The organism is Roseovarius halophilus (ex Wu et al. 2025) (assembly GCF_047086965.1).
This window is the reverse complement of the sequence record NZ_JBKOTX010000013.1, coordinates 1-17,709: the sequence shown is the minus strand read 5'-3', so window position 1 is coordinate 17,709 and position 17,709 is coordinate 1. Positions and strand designations below refer to the sequence as shown.

Genomic DNA, 17,709 nt, shown 5'->3' with positions numbered 1-17,709 from the left:
AGGTATGTAAGGACCGCGGACCGCGGCGGCTTTCGGCATCCCGCTCGAGGGACCGCGTTCTCGGGGTCGTTCCGTCAGGCGGATTTCAACGCCGGTCGCGCCTGCTGCCCGGCCGCCCACGCCCGCGCCGCATCTCCGAAAGCGGTGAAGAGCGGTCGGCTGACCGGATCATTGGCCGCGTTCCATTCAGGATGCCACTGGACGGAAAACGCGAATCCCTTGGCGCCCTTGATATAGATCGCCTCGGGGGTGCCATCGTCGGCATGGCCGTCGATCACGACATCCTGTCCGGGTTTGACGACACCCTGTCCATGCAGCGTATTGGTCATCACCTCGGTCGCCCCGATCAAGCGGTGAAACACGCCGTTTTCGGTGAAATGCACCTTGTGGCGCGGGGCGAATTGTTCGGCCAGCGTCGCGTCCGGTGGCATCCGGTGGTTCTCGCGGCCCGGCAATTCGCGTATCTCGGGGTGAAGCGTGCCGCCCATGGCGACATTCACCTCCTGGAAGCCGCGGCAAATGCCCAGAACCGGCTGCCCCTGCTCGACGCAGGCGCGGACCAGCGGCAGGGTGATGGCGTCGCGGGCCCGGTCGAACGCGCCGTGCGCTTCCGTCGGGGTCTCGCCGTATTCCTCGGGATGAACGTTCGGCCGCCCACCTGTCAGCATGAACCCGTCGCACCGGTCCATCAGGTCGGCAACGCTGACAAAACGCGGATCGCTCGGTACGATGAGCGGCATGCATCCGGCCACGCCGGCAATGGCCTCGGAGTTCATCGTGCCACCCGCATGGACCGGATAACGGCCATCGATCTCGTGATAATTCCCAATGATTCCTATGATCGGGCGTTTCATGCCTGTCCTGCACCGGTTGTCACGATACTGATGTTATACATGCGCATCACATATTGAAACCTCAATAGGCGCACAGCCCGCCGCGCACCGCTGCAGGGCTATTTCCCCGACGCCGCGCCGGCCCCGCGGCAGCGTTTGCTGCAGTACCGCACGCTGTCCCAGTCCCGCGCCCATTTCCGCCGCCACGTGAAGGGGCGTCCGCACGCGGCGCAGATCTTGGTGGGCAGATCGGATTTTCGCCGCATCCGCGCCATCAGAAATCGAACCGCATCTGGCGATCCGGCGCCGGAATGCCCGGGCGCGACCGTTTGCGGCTGCCGTGTTGGGCGGCGATGCCAAGGGCACGGTCGCGGAAGCCCGGCCTCCCCCGGACGGCCCAGACGGCCTGTCGCGCCGCGCGCGCAGCGTCCTCCGGCGCGACGACGGGGTGGGGATACACGTGGCCGAGAACGCGTCCGGCCTCTTGCCATCGCCACGGCATTTGCAGGAACTCGTCCGGCACGGCCGACAATTCGGGTATCCACCGGCGCGTGAACAAGCCGTCCGGATCCTGATCGAGACCCTGCTTCACGGGGTTGTAAATACGGATGGAATTGATCCCGGTCGTCCCGGACTGCATCTGCACCTGCGACCAGTGAATGCCCGGCTCGTAATCGGTGAAGAGGCGCGCCAGAACCGGCCCCGTCTCGCGCCAGTCGATCCAGAGGTGGTAGCTGGCAACCGCCATGACCATGCTGCGCATCCTGAAGTTCAGCCATCCGGTGGCGTGCAAGCTGCGCATGCAGGCATCCACGAAAGGCAGGCCTGTCTCGCCGTTCGCCCAAGCCTCGAGTCGCGCGCGGTCCGGTTGCGCGGGGCGCAGCCCCTCGTAATCGGGATGAAGGCAGCGATGCTCGATCTTTGGCTCGTCCTCGAGCTTCTGCATGAAATGATCACGCCAGGCGAGCCGGGATTGAAAGGACCGCAGGGAACCGGACCAGCCATCCCGGCGCCCCTTCACCTCGGCTTGCCGCCCCTTGGCAATCTGCACGGCCTCCCGCACCGACAGGGTGCCGAATGCAAGGTGCGGGCTCACCCGCGAACAGGCCCGGGCGCCGGTCAATGGCGAGGACATGGCCCGCCGATACGTCCGCCCGCGGGTCCGCAGGAACCCATCTATCGCCCTTTCGGCCCGGTCACGGCCGCCCTTCTGGCGATACGGGCATTGATCCGAAAGCCCGAGGTCACGTGCCGGTGGCATCGGATCGCTGTCAACCACCGGGCCGGGCCGGGCGTTCCGTGGCGGGGCGCACATGTCGGTCGCCATGAAACGGTCACGTGATCGCTGCCATCCGTCACGGCCGGGCAGACGTCGTACGACGCCGCACTGTGGCAGTTCCTCCCATGTTACGCCCTGCCCGCGTGCCCAGGATGCGACAGCACGGTCGCGCGCGAAAGTCCAGCTATTTCCGGTCTCCTCGTGGCTGACAAGCCAGCCCGCACCGGTGCGCCCGCGAAGCTCCTCCAGCACGTCGACAGCATCACCCACGCGCAGAACAAGGCTCAGCCCCAGTTGCGCGAGGTCTTGGCGAAGACCCGCGAGCGTCTCGGTCAGAAAATCGTACTGGCGCCCGGACATGTCCGGTTGCCGCCAGAGTTCGGGCTCGACGATGTAAAGCGGTATCACCGCCCCGAGTTCTGCCGCCAGTGCGAGAGCGGGATGGTCCGTGACCCTCAGGTCGCGTTTGAACCAGCAAATCGATACGTCGGCCATGACAAGTGTCCTCGCTCCGTCCAAGGCGTTTCAATAGTCAGTCGGGCTGCACTTTTTCTCCTGTGCGGCGGTCGATTTCACGTCGGCATCACGCGGCTCATTACCGGCATGGGCCAGCCAGCGCATGAGACCGGCAAAGAGTGTCCCCGCAAAAACCACGACCGCGCCAATTCCTCAAAGCGCGGGCTTGTGGCGTGATTTCTGCTTTCCCACCTTCGTGTCAGGCGCCGATATCATTTGTTTCCTTCCGGTTTTTCGCCTCTCGGGGCCACCTGCCGTTGCGGCCGGCCCCGCGTCGCCCTAACGTCCGGTCGAACCCGAACAGCTGACGGAGATCGCCGTGACGAATGACGCCGCTTCCGACCCGATCTATCTCGCAGATTATTCACCACCAAACTACCTTGTCGACGCGGTTCACGTGACTTTCCGTTTACACCCCGAAAAAACGCGCGTGATTAGTAAGTTGGAGTTCCGACCCAACCCCGGGTCACAAGACCGTGAGTTCTTTTTGCACGGCGAGAACCTCAACCTGATCCGGGCCCGGATCGACGGCGCCGACGCCCCGGTCGAGTTGGTCGAGGGCGGGCTGCGCTGCCGCGTGCCGGACGCGCCTTTCACGTGGGAAGCCGAAGTCGAGATCAATCCCGCCGCCAATACCGCGCTGGAAGGGCTTTACATGTCGAACGGCATGTATTGCACGCAGTGCGAGGCCGAGGGCTTCCGCAAGATCACCTACTACCCCGACCGGCCCGACGTGATGGCGCCCTTCTCGGTGCGGATCGAAGGGGATGCGCCTGTCCTGCTGTCGAACGGCAATCGCGGCGCGGCCGGGGCCGGCTTTGCCGAATGGCACGATCCATGGCCCAAGCCGGCCTACCTCTTCGCACTGGTCGCCGGCGACCTGCGCACCCATACGGGGCGTTTCACCACCCGTTCCGGCCGCGATGTGGAACTCAACGTCTGGGTCAGGCCGGGGGACGAGGGCAAAACCGCCTTCGCGATGGACTCGCTGATCAAGTCGATGAAATGGGACGAGGACGTCTACGGCCGCGAATACGACCTAGATGTTTTCAACATCGTGGCCGTTGACGATTTCAACATGGGCGCGATGGAGAACAAGGGACTGAACATCTTCAACTCCGCCGCCGTGCTGGCCAGCCCCGAAACCGCGACCGACGCGAATTTCGAGCGGATCGAGGCGATCATCGCGCATGAGTATTTCCACAACTGGACAGGTAACCGCGTCACCTGCCGCGACTGGTTCCAGCTCTGCCTGAAGGAGGGGCTGACGGTTTTCCGCGACGCGCAGTTCACCGCGGATCAGCGCAGCGCGGCCGTCAAGCGCATCACCGACGTGATCACCCTGCGCGCCCGTCAGTTCCGCGAGGACAACGGGCCGCTGGCCCATCCGGTGCGGCCCGAGAGCTTCGTCGAGATCAACAACTTCTACACCGCCACGGTCTACGAAAAGGGGGCCGAGATGATCGGCATGCTCAAGCGGCTCGTGGGGGACACGGCTTATGCCCGCGCGCTCGACCTCTATTTCGACCGCCACGACGGCGACGCCGCCACGATCGAGGATTGGCTCAAGGTGTTCGAGGATGTGACCGGTCGTGACCTGACGCAGTTCAAGCGCTGGTACACGCAGGCGGGCACGCCGCGGCTACACGTCAGCGACACCTACGACAACGGCACCTACACGCTTCATTTCGAACAGCAAACGCCACCGACACCCGGTCAGGACGTGAAAGAACCGCAGGTGATCCCGGTGGCGGTCGGGCTGCTGGGCCCCGATGGCGACGAAGTGCGCGAGACCGTTATCTGCGAAATGACCGGGACGCGGCAGAGTTTCACCTTCGAGGGTCTGAACGCGCGCCCGGTGCCGTCGATCCTGCGAGATTTCTCGGCGCCGGTCATCGTCGACCGCGACACGACGAACGCGGAACGCGCTTTCCTGCTGGCGCATGACACAGACCCCTTCAACAAGTGGGAAGCCGGCCGCGCCCTCGCGCGATCAGGGCTTGTCGCGATGATCACGGACGGCGCGGCACCCGACGACGCCTATCTCGACGCGGTACGGGACATGGCCCGTGACGACAGCCTCGACCCGGCTTTCCGGGCGCTCGCCCTCGGTCTTCCCGGCGAGGACGATCTGGCACAGACGCTGCACGAAAAGGGTCACACGCCCGATCCGCAGGCCATCTGGGAAGCGCTTGACACGTTGCGTCTGGCCAAGGCGCAGGCGCTGCGGGACCTCGCGCCGGGGCTGTATGCCCAGTACCAGGTCACGGCGCCCTATCGCCCCGATGCCGCGCAGTCAGGTGCGCGGGCGCTGGCCAACGCGGCGCTCGGCCTCATCACGCGCCTCGACGGCGGCGCGCAGGCGCAAACGCAATACGACACCGCCGGCAACATGACCCAGCAGCTCGCCGCGTTCAGCTGCCTGCTCAAGGCCGGCAAGGGTGACGCGGCGACGCGCGCCTTCTACGACCAGTGGCGTCAGGACCGGCTGGTGATCGACAAGTGGTTCATGATGCAAATCGTGAACGCCCTGCCCGAAAACGCCGCCGACACGGCACGCCGCCTGACGGATCACCCCGATTTCAACCTGAAGAACCCCAACCGCTTCCGCGCCGTGCTGGGGGCGCTGGCCATGTCTCCCGCCGGGTTCCACCATGTTTCGGGCAAAGGCTACGAACTGCTGACCGACTGGTTGATCCGTCTCGATCCGCTCAATCCGCAGACAACGGCCCGGATGTGCGCGGCCTTCGAGACGTGGAAACGCTACGACGATCATCGCCGGGCGCTGATCGCACGTCAGCTTGATCGCATCCTCGCCACGCCCGGCCTCAGCCGCGACACTACAGAGATGGTCAGCCGCATTCGCGGCACGTGACAGCACGGCGCCCGGCCGGTGGCGTCTGCCGGGCTTGTGCTGATTCCCCGGCTTCTTCGCAGCTTCGCCAAGTTTTGGCCGGATTGGCCCGGCACGGTCGCATAGACACAAGAGTGCCGGAGAATTCATGCCCGCCAATATCCGACCGGACCGCTACCTGAAAAAAATCCTTTCCGGACCTCTTGGCCGGCGCCTTGCGCCTGCCGCCCGTCTCGCCGCCCTGAAGCGGCCGGGCCGCAGAAGCCGTGCCGACCTCGACACCCTTGCAAAGCGGATCATCCTGCCGACCCTGCCCGTGACAGACGAGGAAATGGCCCGCGCCACGCATCAGGACAGCGGGCAGAAACTTGCCCGGCAGGAGCGGTGGGACGATCTTGCACAACGCATCCGTTATGCAGACGACGCGCGCCTGACAACACCCGGCGGGGAAGCGGCCAGTGCCCTGCTGGCGTTCGGCGCGCGCAGCGACGTGGTCGCAGCGGCCGAGGATTCGCTGCATGACGGCATGGTCCCCGACCCGGCGGGGATCGAGGCGCTGGAGGACATGCTCACAGACATGCCGGACGAATACGCCTGTACGCTGGTTGTTGCGCTGGCACATCTCGATATCGCGTGGGCATGGCACCAGATCGCAGGTCCCGACGGCACCGGCGAACACCGGTTGCGGTTCCGCGCTCACCTCGGCCGCGCGCGCGACCTGCTGGCCCCGCATGACGCCGCGGATCTCGATGCCCCTTCGCTCGCGGCGGCGCGATGCCTGTTGACGGCGCTCGACCCGGACGCCCGGCCCCGTCTGGCGGACGCATACGAAACGCTGATTGATCTCGATCCGGACTGCCCGCGCCACATGCGCGCATTGGGCGTGCATCTCCTGTCAACGGCCGATGGCGATGTCGGCGCCATCGAACTGCAGGCACGCCGCACCGCGGCACGAACCGGCGAAATCTGGGGCGCAGGGGGGTATACATGGGTCTACCTTGATGCGCTTTCGCTCGATCCCGACGTCTTGACGCTGCTCGACGACGCGTTCTTCATCGAGGGGATGGCCGACATTCTCGACCGCAAGCGCAACCAGCACATCGTCAACCTTTTCACCGCCTTCTGCGCCATCGCCATGACCCGGCAACAGGGCGACGGCGCCCTGTCCGGGTCGGCCGAGGCGGCGCGCGCCAAGCTGCACGGCTGCCTCGACTGGCTTCTGAGCGCGCATCTTCAGGAACTGCACCCGCTGATCTGGTCACAGGCCCTTCTGACCCCGGGAGCCGCCATGCCGCTGCCGTCGCGGCGCGCCCTCGTCGACAAGGGCCGTAAGGCAGCGCTGCGCGCCATTGCAGAACGCTTCGCCGCCGAGATCGAGGATGGCAGCGCAATCGCCTTCTCGGCTTCGGGCATGTACAGGCTGCCGGCGCTCTGACTTGCGCCGCCGGCCCTCTCAGCGCAAACCGTTTTCGACGACCATGACGGCAAGATCGCGCAACGCCTGACCGCGTGCCGCGGCCAAGCTCGCCGGATTGCCGTCGTCGTCGACCGGAACGCCCAGCTCGAAAAGCCGCGCGCGCTCATGCCCTTCCCCGGCGGCGATGAAATACTGCCCGGACAGGCGCAGCGTACCATCCCCGCCCGCCAGCATTTCCTCGATCCGGACTTCGACCTGCGCCTCGGGGAAACCGTCGAACGGCCAAGGCTCCGCGGCGACACGGGCGCCGGTTATCCGTGACAGGTGGCGCGTCAGCTCCAGCGTGACGGCCCGTGTCGGGTCATCGGCCCACAAAAGGCCGTGCCGCCGGGTGAGCAGGCCCGCCGCGTCGGTCGTGTAGACGTCTTCCGACGCGGCGTAACCCGGCAGCGAAACCTCGCGGACGGCGATGGTGTCGTGCGGCACCGCCTGCTTTTTCGCGAACGGAGCTTGCGGCACCGCCAGCCGTTTCTCTGGCGTTGCGGCACAGGCGGACAGGACCGCGGCAGCGACTATCATTGGCACGAGAAAGGGTCGGGTCATCGTCTCAGCGTCCTCTCAGAAGTGAGCTGGGGTTGCGTTCGATCGCGCGGGCGAGCGAGGCGACGGCCTTGGCGGCGCGCTGAACCTCGGCAAGTGCCGCACGCGTATCACGGGCAAGCCCGCCGCCGGCCTCGTAGCCTTCGAGCGTGCGTCGCGCCTGCGCCAGAACGTTCTCTGCCTCGGCGATGAGCCCGGGCAGGTCGCTGCCGGCCGCGGCAAAGGTGTCTGCGGCGTCGCTGGCCGATTCCAGCGTCGTGCGCGCGTTCTCGACGACGTTGCCCTCGCGCAGCTGCGACAGGATGGCGGCCAGTTCCGTCAAGGCGCTGTTCAGCCTGCCGGGCAGGGCCCGGGTGTCCTCTCCGGACAGCAGGGTTCGTGCGGCGTCGAGCAAGGAAGAAAGCTCTTCGGCCGCCGCCTCGATCTCGACGGCCTCGGCCTTGGCCGCCACCGCGTCGAGCCGCTCGACGAGGTCAGGGACACCGGCCACGGCGGTATTGACCCCGCGCGCCGCCTGCGCGGCCTCGTCAAGCACGTCCTCAAGCCGCATCACGAGCTGCGCCCGGGAGAACCGGGCGCCAAGCGCCTCGAATTCTCCCACCACCGCGTCCAGCCGCGCCGGCAGGGCCTGCACCTCGGGCGCGCCGATCACGCCCCGCGCGTCGGCAAGCAACCCGTTCAGCGATCCGGGCACCGCCCGCGTGTCCGCGTCCGTGATCAACCGATTGGCGTTTTCCATCAACGTGATCGCCCGCGCCATCACGTCTTCGACCGGAAGCGCGTTGATGCGTTCGAACACCCCTTCGGCGGTTGCCGACACGTCCGCGATGTCGCTTTGCGTGGTCGGCACGGTCAGGTCGCCGGGCCCGTCGCCCGGCATCGTGGCGGGCGCTTCCCCATTCCCCACGTCCACCAGCTCCACCTTGAGCCCGCCGGTCAGGATCGAGTCGGTGGCAAGGCGCGCGCGCAGCCCTTCGGCAATGCGCCCGCGCAGGAAGTCGAGCGCCGCCTGCGTGCCCGTCTCGCCGTCCAGCCCCAGCCGGCGGGGACGGATCGCCAACGTGGCGGCCAGCCGGACCCGGCTGTCGCCGAAGCTCTCCGGGTCCATGATACCGCTCAGCGCGCTGACCCGGCCGATGGCGATCCCGTTCAGTTCCACCGGCGAATCGACGCTCAGCCCGGCGACATTGTCCTCGAAAACGGCCGTCAGCGTGACGGTTTCACCGTCATCCCCCGCAAAGATGCTGGCGCGCGCGGCCGCCTCGTCGGCGAATATGGTGAAATTGTCACCTGCCTGCGCCGGGCCGCCGCCCGATACCATGGTATCAAACGCGATCCCGCCCGATACGAGTGCCGCCACCGAGGAGAAATCCAGCGCGGCCCCCCCCGCCCCCAGCGAGAAGGAGAAGCCCGACGCATCCCAGAACCGGGTGGCGTCATTGATCAACCGGTCATGCGGGGCAAATATCAGCGCCTCGGCCTCGGCCGTGCTGCCGTCCGCTGAAATCGTCGGCTTGCCGACACGCCCCACGGTAATGCCGCGGTACAGGATCGGCGCGTTCTCTGTGACCGTGGCCTTGCCCGAGGCGCGCAGGGTCAGGCGCAGCCCGTCCTGCCCTGCCCGGTTCAACGGCGCATCCGGAAGCCCCTCGAAGCGTTCGACGGCCCCACCGGCCTCGTTGTCCCAGACCCCTTCGATGTAGACGCCGGACAGCACCGTGTTCAGCCCGCGCACCCCTTGCGTGGTCACCTGCGGGCGCACCACCCAGAATTCCGCATCGGCATCGACATACGGCGCCACCTCCTGTTCAAGCCGGACGGACACCAGAACACGGTCCAGACCGTCGGTGAAATACACCTCCTCGACAAGGCCGACGGTGACATCGCGATAACGCAATTCCGTCGTGCCCGGTTTCACCCCCGACGCGTTCTCGAAACTGATCTCGACCAGCGGTCCGCGGTCCAGATAGGTTTGCGCGGCGATCGCCAGCACCACGGCCAACGCCACCGCGGGTACGATCCACACGATGGAAATGCGATCGAGAAGGCCCCGGCGGGCAGGCTCGACGGGCGCCTCGGGCGGCATGGTGTCGTCATCGCTCACGCAGTCGGCTCCCTTCGCCTATGATCGGCCCGCCCGGCCCTGCCCGGCATGTCTTCGCGGCGGCCGGTATCCCAGATCAATCGACTGTCGAAAGCCTGTGCCGACAGCATGGTGAATATCACCGACAGCGCAAAGAACAGGCTGGCCCGGCCCGGCGTGATCGACGCCAGCGCCTGAAGTTGCACCAGCGACGACAGAATCGCAACGACGAACACGTCGATCATCGACCAGCGGCCGATATAGTCGACCACTTCGTACAGCAGGTGGCGCCTCTTGTCCGAAAGCTGCGGCCCGCGGCGCACCCCGATGGCAAGACCGGCAAGCGCCACGAATTTCCCCACCGGGATCAGGACACTGGCGATCAATATGATGATGGCCACGCCCCAGTTTCCGTGCTGGGCCAGATCGACGGCACCGCCAATGATGGTATCGCTCTGGGTCCCGGTCAGAGTCCGTGTCTCCAGCATCGGGTACAGATTGGCCGGCGCGTAGCACCCGAGCCCGACAAGCCACCATGCCCAGACCTTCTGCAGCGTCATCGGATCGCGCGATCTCAGCACGCTGCCGCAACGCGGGCAACGGGCTGTGCCCGCCGGGCTGACGCGGGTACAGCGCGTGCAGCCGACCAGCCCCATCTCCCGCGCCGTTTTCAGTTCTCCAGTGATTTCCATATCGAGTACCTGCACATCAGCCGATCCGTGACGACCACGATCACCACCAACGCCGCGAAGAGCCACGCCGCGGGCCCGAACACCACATCGGCCAGATCGCTCAGCTTGACCAGCGCGACGGCGCAGCCAAGTGCAAAGATCTCGGCCATGGACCAAGGTATCAGCGCCTCGGACAACCGGAACGCCTGCTGCGCCCACCGTGCCGGCGGCCTGTCACGGATCAAGGGCGCCAACACGTAGATCAGCAGCGCCAGCCGCGTGGCCGGGATCACGACGATGAAGAAAAGCACCGCGACGGACAAGACCGACATCGCGCCGGAGAAGGCAAACGCTGTCTGAAGGACAGAGGCATCACGATGCAGGCCCCGCGCGTCGATGGCGAGGAACGGGAACACCGTCGCCGCCACGATCAGGATCAGTACCGTCAGCGCCAGCGCGATCAGCCGCTTGCCGGCCTTGCGCCGCGGCGCGATCAGCACCGTGTGGCATCGCGCGCAGACCGCGCGGTCCTGCGACTCGACCGTTGGCACCGTGTAGACCACGTCGCAGACCGGACAGGCGATCAACCGCTCGAGCCGGTCGGCAACCGGCTGCGCGGTGTGCGCGCCGGCGCTACTGGTCATCTTATCGTGGCGCATATCAGCCTCGGCATATCATGTCCGCTTTCATCCATTTCCCCTCTGCCACAAGGACGGCGTCATGTCCCGCCGCCTGCCGCACCGCGATGGGGTCCGGCGATCTGCCGCTTGCGCCCCGGCGCCGCGATGCTACCATCCTAATACAATAACCTCGCATCCATGCCCGAGTCGTCACCTGCATTTCGCCGCACCATGCGCAAGGCCATTTGACGACCGGCACGTTTTCCTGTTGGATGCGTTTGATCAAATCTCGAACCCGGTAACCTGGAAGCCACTCATGCAATACCATTCACCCAAGACAGTCGATGACGCCGTCCGCCTGCTCGCCGCCGAGGCGGGCGAGTGCCGGGTGCTGGCTGGTGGAACCGACCTGCTGGTGCGTATGCGCTCCGGCATGTCGGAGCCTGACAGCATCCTTGACATCAAGCGCATCGACGAGTTGCGGCGCATCACACGCGAAGACGGCGGCTGGCGGATAGGCGCGGCCGTATCCGGTGCCGAGATGGGCGAGAATGACGCGCTCGTGGCGGACTGGCCCGGCGTGGTCGAGGCCGTCAACCTGATCGGCTCCACGCAGATCCAGGGCCGCTGCACCCTTGCCGGCAACCTTTGCAACGCCTCCCCGGCCGCTGACAGCGTGCCCGCGATGGTCGCCGCCGACGGCGTGGCGCGCGTGGCCGGCCCCGATGGCCAGCGCGACCTGCCCGTTCAGGACATCCCGACCGGACCGGGCAAGACATCGCTGAAACGCGGCGAATTCATCACCTCGATCTTCCTTCCGTCCAAGGCAGAAAGGTCGGGCGATGCCTACCTGCGCTTCATCCCGCGCACCGAGATGGACATCGCCGTGGTCGGCTGCGGCGTGTCGCTTACGCTCGACGCCGACGGCACCTGCATCGCGGCGCGCGTTGCGCTCGGCGCGGTGGCGCCGACGGTGATCCTTGTCGAGGACGCCGCGAAGACCCTTGTCGGCACGCGGGCCGATGACGCTGCGCTTGACGCGTTGGCGGCTGCCTGTTCCACGGCGGCCACCCCCATTGCCGACAAGCGCGGCACCGAGGAATTCAGGGTCCACGTCGCCGGAGTACTGGCCAAGCGGGCCGCGAAAATCGCCAGGAATCGCGCAGGAGGTGCGACATGAGCCAGATTCACGTCACCACGAACGTCAACGGCGACCCGACCGAGTTCCTTTGCGAACCCGATGAGACGCTTCTTGACGTGCTGCGCGACCGGCTGGGCATGACCGGCTCCAAGGAAGGCTGCGGCACCGGCGATTGCGGGGCCTGTTCCGTCACCGTCGATGGCCGGCTGGTCTGCGCCTGTCTCGTGCTCGGCGCCGAGGCCGAGGGCGCGCGGGTCGACACGATCGAGGGCATGGCCGAGGGTGAAACCCTGCATCCACTGCAACGCAAGTTCATCGAGCATGCCGCGCTGCAATGCGGCATCTGCACGCCGGGCATCCTCGTGGCGGCCAAGTCACTGCTGGCGCACAACCCCGACCCGACCGAGGAAGAGGCACGCTACTGGCTGGCCGGCAACCTCTGCCGGTGCACGGGCTATGACAAGATCATTCGCGCCGTCCTCGACGCGGCCACCGAAATGCGGGAGGCATCGTAATGGCACTGGACAGCAAGACCGACACCAGGATGGATTTCAAGGTGGTGGGCACCCGGCCCGACCGCCCCGACGGCATAGACAAGGTGACGGGCCGCGCCCGGTTCGGCGCGGACATGTCGGCGCCTGGCATGCTCACGGGGCTCGTCCTGCGCAGCCCGCACCCCCACGCACGCATCAAGTCGATCGACACCTCCGTGGCCGAGGCGATGGACGGGGTGCATGCCGTCCTCACCCGCGCCGATTTCCCTGACATCGAACTTGACGAGGCCAATGACGACATCCGCGACAACTGCATGGCCGGCGCCAAGGCGCTGTATGACGGGCACGCGGTGGCTGCGATCGCGGCCTCGTCGGGTCATGTCGCGCGCAAGGCGCTCAAGGCGATCAGGGTCGAGTACGAACCGCTGCCCCACGTCACGGACATAGACGCGGCCATCGAGGACGGCGCCCCGGCGCTGCATACCGGCCGCGCGAACGAATCCGTGCCCTCCGGCGTGTCGCCCAACATCATGGCCCGGTACGAATTCGGCCATGGCGATATCGACGCGGGGCTCGCCCAGGCCGACAAGGTGCTGGAACGCACCTACCGGACCGAGGCCACGCACCAGGGCTATATCGAACCCCATGCCTGCCTTGCGCAGTTGGGACAGGACGGGCAGGCCGACCTTTGGTGCTGCACGCAGGGCCAGTACATGGTGCGCGATACATGCGCCGCCATCCTCGGGCTGAAGCAGGGCCAGCTTCGCGTGACAGCCTCCGAAATCGGCGGCGGCTTCGGCGGCAAGACGACCGTTTTCCTTGAGCCCGTGGCGCTGCTGCTGGCGAAAAAGGCGGCCCGCCCCGTTAAGATGGTCATGAGCCGGTCCGAGGTGCTGCGGGCAACGGGCCCCACCGCGTCGAGCTCCATCGACATCCGGCTGGGCATGACACGGGACGGCCGCATCACGGCCGGCTTCGCCGAGCTGCGCTATCAGGGCGGTGCCTATCCCGGCGCGCCCGTCGACATGGGCTCCATGTCGGCCTTCGCGCCCTATGACCTCGACAACGTCAAGACGGTCGGCTGGGACGTGGTGACCAACCGACCCAAGGCGGCGGCGTATCGCGCGCCGGGTGCGCCGATGGCGGCGTTCGCGGTGGAAAGCGCGATCGACGAGCTGGCCAGGGGGTTCGGGCTCGATCCCCTCGAGGTGAGGCTCAAGAATGCCGCGCGCGAAGGCACGCGCGCCTCCTACGGGCCCACCTACCCGGCCATCGGGCTCGAGGCGACGCTGCGCACCGCCAAGGACCATCCCCACTGGTCGGCCCCGCTGGGCGCAAACCAGGGGCGCGGCGTTGCCTGCGGCTTCTGGTTCAACTTCGGCGGCAACACCTGCGTGTCGCTCAACATCACCTTCGACGGCACCGTGACCGTGACCGAGGGCAACCCGGATATCGGCGGCTCGCGCGGGTCCATGTCGATGATGGCGGCCGAGGAACTGGGCATTCCCCATGACCGGGTGCGCACGGTGATCGCCGACACGGGGTCGCTGGGTGTCAACGACGTGACCGACGGCTCGCGCGTGACTTTCGCCGTGGGGCTCGCCACGATCGAGGCCGCCCGCGCCGCCAAGCGCGAGATGTGCAAGCGCGCGGCACAGGTCTGGGGCATCGACGAGGAAGCCGTTATCTGGGAGGACGGCGCCGCGCGGCCCGCCGGACCGAACGCGGGCAGGCACGACCCGATGACCCTGGCCGAGATCGCCGCGATATCGCCCAATACCGGCGGGCCGATCGCGGGCCATCACGAGGTCAACGCCGAAGGGGCTGGCGTATCGTTCGCGACGCACATGGTCGATACCGAGGTGGACCCCGACACGGGCGCGGTGAAGGTGCTGCGTTACACCGTCTTCCAGGACGCGGGCAAGGCTGTGCATCCCTCCTATGTCGAGGGCCAGTTCCAGGGCGGCGCGGTGCAGGGCATCGGCTGGGCCCTGAACGAGGAATACATCTACGGCGATGACGGGGTGCTGCAGAACCCCGGCTTCCTCGACTACCGCGTGCCCGTGGCCTCGGACCTGCCGATGATCGACACGGTGATCCTCGAGATTCCCAACCCGGGCCACCCCTACGGCGTGCGCGGCGTGGGCGAGACATCCATCGTGCCCCCCCTCGCGGCCATCGCCAACGCGGTCTCGGAAGCCGCCGGCGTGCGCATGACGAGCCTGCCTATGTCGCCGCCGGAACTGCTCGCGGCGCTCAAGTCGAAGACGGGCTAGGGGATGGTTCAGGTCAAGATCTGGGGCTCGCTCGCGGCAGCTGCCGGTGACCGGACCGAGGTCGAGATCGAGGCGGGCACGCTGCGGGAATTGCTGGACGGTCTGGCGCGGGACTACCCGGCCATGAAACCCCAGTTGGACCGCGGCGTGTCCGTCGCCATCGACGGGCGCATCTACAATGACAGCTGGTTCCAGCGCATCTCGCCGGACAGCGAGGTGGTGCTGCTGGCCCGGCTGAAGGGCGGCTGACGCGAACCACGCCCGTTGGCGGGTTATCCCGCCACCCTGTCGTAAAGGGCAACACACCACACCACGGCAGGGACGACCATCGCCATCAGAACCGCGAGAGAGCCGAGATCCTTGGCGATACGCGACAGGTCGTGATGTTCCTCTCCAAACCGGTCGACAACCGCCTCGATCGCGGAGTTGATCACTTCGACCACGAGCACGAGCCATACGGAAAATATCAGGCAGGCGGCGCCCAAGGCGGTTTCCGCCAGCCATATCCCCAGCGGGACAGACAGCACAAATACAACCGCTTCCAGCCGGAATGCTTCCTCACCGCGCCAGATATCGCGCAGGCCGCGTGCGGAATTGGCAAATGCCGCTCTCAGTCGCGGCAGGCCCTTCAGCTTTTTCCGTGGCACGGCTCAGTCTGCCCAAGCGAGCGGCAACTGGGCACATGGCCCGGGGATCGCGTCGTTTTCAGTCGCCAAGGTTGAGCTCGGGCAGGGACAATCCGCCGCCACCGCCGCCATCCGCCTCGGCCGCCAGCGTGCCCGTACCGGCATCCAGCGCAGCCTTGATGATGGCATTACGCTCCGCCGTCTTGCTCGGCAGGAACACGGGCTCCGCGCCGTGCTCCATCGCGGTCAGCCCGGCCTTGTACCAGTTTTCCGACGGTCCCGCCGCACGATCCGCACCGAACCCCCAGCGCAGGTGGTGGCCCATGACCTCCGCGTACGGCATCGCCCCCGCGGCCACCATGGACAGCGCGCCGCCCAGCGCCATGCCGGCATCGTCCTGCCGATACCCGGTTCCGAGACAGATTCGCCCGTATCCTTCTGCGGCTGCCATGTCCTGATTGTAGATACGGTTCGCGATCTGCTTTGCCTGCGCGCTGATGACCTTCACATCCTGCGTGCCCATGGCCGCAACCGCCGGCGCCATGTTGTCCGAGATCTGATCGCAAAGGTTCGTGATCTGATCCTCGGTGGCGCGCGCATTGGCCAACAACGATTGCCCCTGCGTGATCGCGTAGGCGCGCGCCTCGCAGAATTGTTCACCGAGCGCCTGGTCGGGGTCGCTCACGTCGGAGGCGAGGATGACGCCGCCGTTGACCTGCGTCAGGCCGGCCACGACCTCGCAATGTGTGGCCATGGATGACGGCGCCTTTCCCCGTGACAAATCCAGTTTGGGAAGAACCCCACCGTTGCCCGTGCCGATGCCACCTCCCTGTCCGCTGGTGCTGACCGATGCGGTCTGGGCCTGGCCGGTCGTATCGCCTCCGCGATACCTGTTGACATAGTTCGGGTCATTGAATGCCTTCAGCAACCCCTTGGTCCCCTCGTTGGCGACCACTTCGGGATATGCCTGCGCGCCTCCGGCGTCATAGCGGTTCTTGCCCTCGACCAGCACCGAACGCTCGCGATCGTTCAGGTGCCCGGTGGTGGGATAGCCCATGTAGGCTTGGTAATTGCTGATGGCCGCACGCGTTTTCGGCCCCATGATGCCGTCAGCGCCACCGGCGGAAAATCCGAACTCGTTGAGTGCCTGCTGCACCTCGCGGATGCGTTGTCTTTGGGGGCTGTACGCGCGTTGAGAGCTCCGGGAACGCTGCTGCTCGCGGCGCTTTTGTGCGCCTTGCACGGCCTGTCCGGCCATGATCCCGAGGATCGCACCGCCGATGACCTTTGCAGCATCGCTGGCCGCCGCTGGCCCGGGTGTCATGGCCAACGACACGCAAAGGGCCGGAATTACGCCTTGTCTGACTTTCATGTGCCACACCCCCTAGAAACGATCCTGCAATCCGCATTCCGATTAAACCTGATTCGTTTAAATCGGAATAGTCGTTTTCGTGTGCGACCCAATACGATTCGCGCTGGCGGCATCGGTGTCTGTTTTCGTTTTGTGATCAGTCATCCTCTTTCACGTAGCATTGTTGCGTAGTTGACGCTTCGCGATTTCTGCCGTTATCTGGCGCCCTCAATCCACGTGCGGCTGTGCAACAATGCCGCGCAAGGTAAATTTTTGTTTCCGGCCATTTCATGCCGGGTCTGGCCAAAAGCCCGGCGGCACGGCACTCTTCGGGAAAAGGCACAACTCCGGTTCTGGTGCCGATAAGACGGGGGCGTACATGGCCGATCATTTCCTGACGAAGTCGCGCATCGACCTTTCCCGTTGCATCCGTCTTGACGACGGCCCTGCCCTTGAACACCATGACGACCTGCAAAAATTCCTGACCGGGCGGATCGGCCCGGCCACGGCACGCCTCTTTGCCGAACCGCTCATCAGCCGCGGGAATGATCAGGCGGCGTCCACCGTGTCGTGGTATTGCGATCACCCCGGTACCGGCCTGCCCGCGGCGCGTCTCGACGACACGGCCCGCGCCGAGTTCGACGCGCGGCTGAGCGCGCAACTGGCGCCAGTGGCCGACCTGCTCGGGGATCCCGAGGCAGGCCCCCTGATCGCCGCCGCCCTGCACCTGACAGGCAGCGGGGATATCTGGTCGGTGGGGGGCGAGCCGATCCTGATCAACTGGGGCCTTCTGCCCGAGGGCGGCGACATGTCCGCCGCAGCCCGCCACGCGCAGTACGACGCCACGCTGGGCCGCTTCCTACCGCTTGCAGCGGCCCCGCCCCTGACCGAGGCCGAACGCGCGAAGACCGCGGATACATCCGGGACGGGCGCTGCCGCGCCCGTCAC

Annotated in this window: 15 protein-coding genes and 1 pseudogene; 7 read left to right on the top strand and 9 right to left on the bottom strand. The window is 66.4% G+C overall.

Annotation, left to right across the window (positions count from 1 at the left end; all coding sequences use genetic code 11):
- Positions 1 to 74: 74 nt before the first annotated feature.
- From ACH107_RS04375 to ACH107_RS04365, 3 genes are all read right to left on the bottom strand, one after another.
- On the bottom strand, positions 75 to 854 hold the full coding sequence (locus ACH107_RS04375) for a gamma-glutamyl-gamma-aminobutyrate hydrolase family protein (protein ID WP_412504798.1): 780 nt from the start codon (positions 852 to 854) through the stop codon (positions 75 to 77).
- Between the two features lie 98 nt (positions 855 to 952).
- Entirely contained in the window at positions 953 to 1,108 is a 156-nt protein-coding gene (locus ACH107_RS04370; protein ID WP_412504797.1) for a DUF2256 domain-containing protein, read from the bottom strand.
- A complete protein-coding gene (locus ACH107_RS04365) occupies positions 1,108 to 2,607 on the bottom strand; it encodes an FAD-binding domain-containing protein (RefSeq protein WP_412504796.1) in 1,500 nt (499 codons plus the stop codon). Before ACH107_RS04365 ends, ACH107_RS04370 begins: the two co-directional genes overlap by 1 nt.
- Before the next feature lie 340 nt (positions 2,608 to 2,947).
- Between ACH107_RS04365 and pepN the strand changes: the two genes are divergently transcribed.
- Positions 2,948 to 5,503: an aminopeptidase N gene (gene pepN / locus ACH107_RS04360; RefSeq protein WP_412504795.1), complete on the top strand. Its 2,556-nt coding sequence runs from the start codon at positions 2,948 to 2,950 to the stop codon at positions 5,501 to 5,503.
- Positions 5,504 to 5,630: 127 nt separating this feature from the next.
- Positions 5,631 to 6,917 carry a hypothetical protein gene (locus ACH107_RS04355; RefSeq protein WP_412504794.1) on the top strand — a complete coding sequence of 429 codons (1,287 nt, stop codon included), beginning with the start codon at positions 5,631 to 5,633 and terminating at the stop codon, positions 6,915 to 6,917.
- Between the two features lie 18 nt (positions 6,918 to 6,935).
- Here the strand turns inward: ACH107_RS04355 and ACH107_RS04350 are convergent, their stop codons facing one another.
- The 4 genes from ACH107_RS04350 to ACH107_RS04335 are packed head-to-tail and all read right to left on the bottom strand — an operon-like array spanning position 6,936 to position 10,897.
- On the bottom strand, positions 6,936 to 7,502 hold the full coding sequence (locus ACH107_RS04350; RefSeq protein ID WP_412504793.1) for a membrane integrity-associated transporter subunit PqiC: 567 nt from the start codon (positions 7,500 to 7,502) through the stop codon (positions 6,936 to 6,938).
- Between the two features lie 4 nt (positions 7,503 to 7,506).
- Entirely contained in the window at positions 7,507 to 9,603 is a 2,097-nt protein-coding gene (locus ACH107_RS04345; RefSeq protein WP_412504792.1) for an intermembrane transport protein PqiB, read from the bottom strand.
- Positions 9,600 to 10,274, bottom strand: a complete 675-nt coding sequence (locus tag ACH107_RS04340) for a paraquat-inducible protein A (protein ID WP_412504791.1) — start codon at positions 10,272 to 10,274, stop codon at positions 9,600 to 9,602. The genes ACH107_RS04345 and ACH107_RS04340 overlap by 4 nt, the downstream gene beginning before the upstream one ends.
- Positions 10,253 to 10,897: a paraquat-inducible protein A gene (locus ACH107_RS04335; RefSeq protein ID WP_412504790.1), complete on the bottom strand. Its 645-nt coding sequence runs from the start codon at positions 10,895 to 10,897 to the stop codon at positions 10,253 to 10,255. The genes ACH107_RS04340 and ACH107_RS04335 overlap by 22 nt, the downstream gene beginning before the upstream one ends.
- Positions 10,898 to 11,189: 292 nt before the next feature.
- Here ACH107_RS04335 and ACH107_RS04330 point away from each other — a divergent pair, with 292 nt between their 5' ends.
- From ACH107_RS04330 to ACH107_RS04315, 4 genes are read left to right on the top strand one after another with little or no spacing between them, the layout of a single operon-like run.
- Positions 11,190 to 12,053: an FAD binding domain-containing protein gene (locus ACH107_RS04330; RefSeq protein WP_412504789.1), complete on the top strand. Its 864-nt coding sequence runs from the start codon at positions 11,190 to 11,192 to the stop codon at positions 12,051 to 12,053.
- A complete protein-coding gene (locus tag ACH107_RS04325) occupies positions 12,050 to 12,529 on the top strand; it encodes a (2Fe-2S)-binding protein (RefSeq protein ID WP_412504788.1) in 480 nt (159 codons plus the stop codon). The genes ACH107_RS04330 and ACH107_RS04325 overlap by 4 nt, the downstream gene beginning before the upstream one ends.
- Entirely contained in the window at positions 12,529 to 14,784 is a 2,256-nt protein-coding gene (locus tag ACH107_RS04320; protein WP_412504787.1) for a xanthine dehydrogenase family protein molybdopterin-binding subunit, read from the top strand. The genes ACH107_RS04325 and ACH107_RS04320 overlap by 1 nt, the downstream gene beginning before the upstream one ends.
- Before the next feature lie 3 nt (positions 14,785 to 14,787).
- Entirely contained in the window at positions 14,788 to 15,033 is a 246-nt protein-coding gene (locus tag ACH107_RS04315; protein ID WP_412504786.1) for a MoaD/ThiS family protein, read from the top strand.
- Positions 15,034 to 15,056: 23 nt separating this feature from the next.
- Here ACH107_RS04315 and ACH107_RS04310 read toward each other — a convergent pair whose 3' ends face one another.
- Both ACH107_RS04310 and ACH107_RS04305 read right to left on the bottom strand, forming a co-directional pair.
- Positions 15,057 to 15,431, bottom strand: coding sequence for a diacylglycerol kinase (locus ACH107_RS04310; RefSeq protein ID WP_412504785.1), 375 nt, complete (start codon positions 15,429 to 15,431; stop codon positions 15,057 to 15,059).
- Between the two features lie 58 nt (positions 15,432 to 15,489).
- Positions 15,490 to 16,734 carry a peptidoglycan-binding domain-containing protein gene (locus tag ACH107_RS04305; RefSeq protein ID WP_412504784.1) on the bottom strand — a complete coding sequence of 415 codons (1,245 nt, stop codon included), beginning with the start codon at positions 16,732 to 16,734 and terminating at the stop codon, positions 15,490 to 15,492.
- Positions 16,735 to 17,140: 406 nt separating this feature from the next.
- Here ACH107_RS04305 and ACH107_RS04300 point away from each other — a divergent pair.
- Positions 17,141 to 17,709, top strand: a pseudogene (locus tag ACH107_RS04300) (serine protease); the annotation flags it as partial.